The 4,324-nt window shown below is 59.1% G+C and carries 5 protein-coding genes; 3 read left to right on the top strand and 2 right to left on the bottom strand.

Features of this window, described 5'->3' with window-relative positions; genetic code table 11:
• Nucleotides 1-193: 193 nt before the first annotated feature.
• Nucleotides 194-937: a class I SAM-dependent methyltransferase gene (locus tag NW844_RS05605; protein ID WP_414334195.1), complete on the bottom strand. Its 744-nt coding sequence runs from the start codon at nt 935-937 to the stop codon at nt 194-196.
• A 48-nt stretch (nt 938-985) separates the two neighbouring features.
• Nucleotides 986-1,477, bottom strand: coding sequence for an FHA domain-containing protein (locus NW844_RS05610; RefSeq protein ID WP_414334197.1), 492 nt, complete (start codon nt 1,475-1,477; stop codon nt 986-988).
• A gap of 410 nt (nt 1,478-1,887) precedes the next feature.
• Here NW844_RS05610 and NW844_RS05615 point away from each other — a divergent pair, with 410 nt between their 5' ends.
• From NW844_RS05615 to NW844_RS05625, 3 genes are all read left to right on the top strand, one after another.
• A complete protein-coding gene (locus NW844_RS05615; RefSeq protein WP_414334199.1) occupies nt 1,888-2,559 on the top strand; it encodes a DUF3038 domain-containing protein in 672 nt (223 codons plus the stop codon).
• A gap of 48 nt (nt 2,560-2,607) precedes the next feature.
• Complete coding sequence (locus NW844_RS05620; protein WP_414334201.1) at nt 2,608-3,537, top strand: DUF4335 domain-containing protein; 930 nt, start codon at nt 2,608-2,610, stop codon at nt 3,535-3,537.
• 101 nt (nt 3,538-3,638) lie between these two features.
• A partial coding sequence (locus NW844_RS05625) for a CobW family GTP-binding protein (protein WP_414334203.1) occupies nt 3,639-4,324 on the top strand: 686 nt, incomplete at its 3' end.

A 4,324-nucleotide genomic window follows, 5' to 3' on the forward strand; every position in this document is an offset into this window, starting at 1 on the left:
AGCCCCTCTCCCTGAGGCCCTCACCCCCAGCCCCTCTCCCTGAGGGAGAGGGGAGTTAGAGGGGCGCGTTCGCGGCAGCGTTCGTAGCAATCACGACAGTAACGAAGCATTTCATTGCTATTTGGAATGACCATACTGCAGAGACTCCGTCCTGCTTGGGCGATTGGATTTGCGATCCCAGTTGCCGCTCCCCTCAGCTTTTGTTCCACTTACGGTAGCAGCGGGCGGTGATGAGATAGGGATGAAACACTTCTAAGAAATGGCTTTGCAACACCTGAAAGAATTGCTCGACTTTTTGCGGATCGTCCAGGTGAAAAGGAAATTCACCATTAAACCCCTTGAAAAAGTACCAGTTGATCAACAATTTGCCTTCCGGCTTAAGCCAGGCGTAAAACTGACGCAACTGCGCTGCCGGATCCGGCAAATGCTCTAGTACATCGAAGCAGATGACGGTGTCAAAGGGGATCCCTTGCGGGAAGGTTTCCGGGCAGTGGATCCGTTCGCCTAGGCCCAACTTTTCCGCCCGCAGTTGCACAAACTGCCGATGGATGGGGTTGATATCCCAGAAAATCACCTGCTCCACCGCCGGGCAGAGAGCCGCCCCAATGGCGTGGGTGCCAATGCCACCGCCAAAATCCAGCACCAGACCGCGGGCATGGTCGGCCACCAGGCGCAGGGTATTGCCGATGTAGTCGGTGCTGCTCAGGTGCCAAGCGGCCAAGTCCAGCAAATAGGCGGATCCCACCCGATCCCGGTAAAAGGCGTCTGCCTGATCCCAGCCGAAGTCGCGCCGGCCCAGCTCTGCCAACTGTTGCTGCCCCAGCCGCAGCTTCTCCCGCAGCTCACCAGCCTCAAGGCCCAGGAAGGATCCCAGATGGGCTGCCAGGTCGAAGCCATTTTGCCAGTAGCCGCTCAGGGCAGGGGGCATGGGAGGCACAGGAACCCAAAACTCGGCAGGGGGCTGGGTTGAGAATCATTCACCCCATCAAGCGGCGGTGAAGTCGTCGTTCTCTCTGGGCGTCTCTTTCGAGGTTGCTCTCTGGGATCCGGCCAGGGCTACATTGTCGCCGAGGGTCGGCGGCCTCAAGAGAGCCGCTAGCGTCTCCGGGCTGAGGCGGTCGGTGCTCTCCACAATTGCCGTCACATTCGGGCCGAAGCCTATCTTATCCAAAAGCTCAAGGCGATGGGACAAAACCCGTTTCCCATTGACAAACAAACCATTGGTGCTGCGGCGGGATGCCGAGCTGCCGTCGAAGATCATGTAGCCGTATCCGGCCCGGTTCTCTTCCGGAATGCGGATAATCAGGGCATGCTCTCGCGAAACACAAGGGTCGCAGAGGCGGATGTGGTTGCTGGCTGCCCGGCCCACCGAGTAGTAAATCTTGTCCAAGACAACGCCGCGCCGACCCATCTGATCGGTGAAGATCAAGACCCAGTGGACAGGGTTGGGTTGGGCAGCAGGAGCGCTCATGCTCATCTGTGGGTACGCCCGGCGCTGAGGCGGTCAGAAAGGGCAGCCCAGAGACAGCCAGGCAATCAAGCCGCAAAATGCGGATCCCTCTCTCTTCCCAGCCGCTACAGACTCCAATCATACACCACCATTCTGGGCCAACAGCGCCGTCTTGCCACTCTCCTTTTCTTGAGGGCCAACAGGCTGGAAAGATGGGTTCGTTGCAAAAATAACAACTGACCCAGAACAACTCGGTCTGACTTCTAACCTGGTTGGGGAACTCTTCAGAAGCGAGAATGAGCAGGACAATGGCCAGCGCCTGCCAGATGTCCTTATCCAAGCCTTCGGCCAGAGCAAGGGTCAGAAGGTCTTGCTCCCTCAAGCACAGGAGGGATCCGGTTGCAGGTTTGGCTCGAACAGGAGATCATAGAGTTTCGTTGAAACCAAAAGCTCCCCTTGACAGCGTGACGGTGGAATCTAAACAGACTCAGCTAGACCCTCAGCCCGCCGGCCTTACCACAGCTACCGGTACCATCAAAGCCCAGTTGGATTTGTTGCTACTGGGGCTGGAATCCCTGAGCGGAGAAAGTTCTGAGGCGGTTCTGGCTGCAGCCAAAGCTCTAGACTTGGAAGATCAGATTGGCGATCGGGTAGCCCTCTGGCGCCTGCGCAACGCTAACCCTCTGCGCCGCAGCAGCGGTGGGCGCAAGAGAGTCGATATCGAAGAGGCCCGCGCCCTGGTGATGGTGATTGCCCATCTGGCTGCTCAGCAACAGGCCCGTATCCGCAGCACCTTGGAACAACTGGAAGCTGCTGTCGAGCAGGAGCTCAGCCCTTTCCGTCAGCCGCTGGTGGGAGACTACCTAGATGAATTTCTCTCTCACTATCGCAGCCGCATGGTGGATGGGGATGTGCGCGACGAGAACAGCCTTGCCGAGCTGGCCCTGCGCATCTTGATCGAGCTGATGTTCTACAGCAGCCCCAGAGGGGCACAGCGCCTGTGGAAAGCCTTGCTCAGCCGTCCTGAGATGGAGTTGCCCGCCGGCAGTGACCTAGAAGAAGGGGAGGTAGCCCATAGCTCCGGATCGGATGCTTTGCCCTCTTCCTGAAATAGACTCCTTCTCCTGGGATCCTTAGTCTGTGTTGTTTCGGTTGCCATGCCCAGTCTCACCCTTCTCAGCCATACCTATCAACAGCCCACCTCGACCCTCACGGTGCGGGGAGAAGCGCCCAGCCTGCCCGAAGCTGCGGGGGGTTCCTCAACGCCGCTCCTGCGAGCCATCCAGCAGAACTTCGAGTGTCAGTTGGAAATTCGCCAGGGGGAGACCAGCAAAACTCTGCAGGGGGACAGTGTTTGGCTCAACGATTTGATCACGGTGATCGACCGCTACGTCGGATCCCATCTGAGCGGAGAACCCAAGGGAACCTTCAGCGGTACTGTGGCCATCCGTCCGCTGGATTTTATTTTTCATCGCCTCACGGTGCGCCAAGGGGAGGATCGCATCGCTCAGGTGGATCTGTCGATGACCCAGTTGTACGACCTGCTGGAGAACCTTTCCCAAGTGGCCGATGACATTCCCCAACTGGCCAGTCTGGGAACTCCGGTGAGGCGGGCTTGGTATCGACAGCCCACCGGGATCGCCGCCCTGCTGGTGGGAGGGATCGCTCTCGTGGCCGGTGTCGGGATCTGGGCCAGCCGCCCACCCAGGGATCCTACGGCTGCCAACTCGGTGCAGGAGCAGCTCACCACCCCTGCGGTGTCGGGTCAACCGCAGCCTTTGGCCACAACTGCCCCAGAACTTGACTCAACAGGGCCGGCTCCCCTTCTCCGTCTGCGAGACACTCTGGCAGAGCAATGGCAGTCTCCCCCTGATTTGCAGGAGAGCCTGGTCTATTGGATAACCGTGGATGGGACGGGATCCCTGTTGGCTGCCGAGCCGGAGAATGAGCTGGCCCGGCAGCGCCGCGCCGCAACTCCTTTTGCCGACCTGCCGGAGTTGCCGCCGGATCCCTTGCCGACAGGCGCGCGACAGTTCCGCGTCAGCCTGGAGCCGGGCAACCGAGTGGAAATCGCCCAGGACAGATAGCCATCTCGACAAGCCAAGCTGAGGGGGGCACCCGGTCTCACGGGACGAGGGCAATGAGGATAGAGTGGAAGAGTTCCCTTTATCTAGATCGCTGCCCCTCTATGACCGCAACCATCGAAGTGCCCAAGCGAGGCTTACCTGTCACCATCATCACGGGTTTTTTGGGCAGTGGGAAAACCACCCTGCTCAACCACATTCTCAGCAACCAAAAAGGGATGCGCACGGCGGTGCTGGTCAACGAATTCGGCGAGATCGGCATCGACGGCGAGCTGATCGTCTCCAGCGAAGAAGACCTGGTGGAGCTGAACAACGGCTGCATCTGCTGCACCATCCGGGATGACATCGCCGAGAGCGTGCTGCGCCTGATGGAACGCTCCGCCAAAATCGACTACCTGGTGGTGGAGACCACAGGATTGGCGGATCCCTTGCCGGTTGCCCTCACCTTTTTGGGGCCAGAGTTGCGGGATCTGACGCGGCTGGACTCGATCATCACCTTGGTAGACGCCACCAACTTCGCCCCCGACCTGTTCAACAGCGACGTGGCCTACAGCCAAATTGCCTATGGGGATGTGATTCTCCTCAACAAAACGGACTTGGTCGAGCCGACGGAAATCGAGCGCCTGGAAAAACGCATCCGCGAGATCAAGGAAGATGCCCGCATTTTGCGCACGGTCAACAGCGCAGTACCCCTGGAGCTGATCCTGGATACAGATCTGTTTCAGTCCAGCTCTCTGCCCCAGGAGGAGGCTCACGACACTGAGCATGGGCACGAGCATGACCATGAGCA

The sequence above is a fragment of the Synechococcus sp. H55.2 genome, assembly GCF_047462495.1.
Classification (GTDB): Bacteria; Cyanobacteriota; Cyanobacteriia; order Thermostichales; family Thermostichaceae; genus Thermostichus.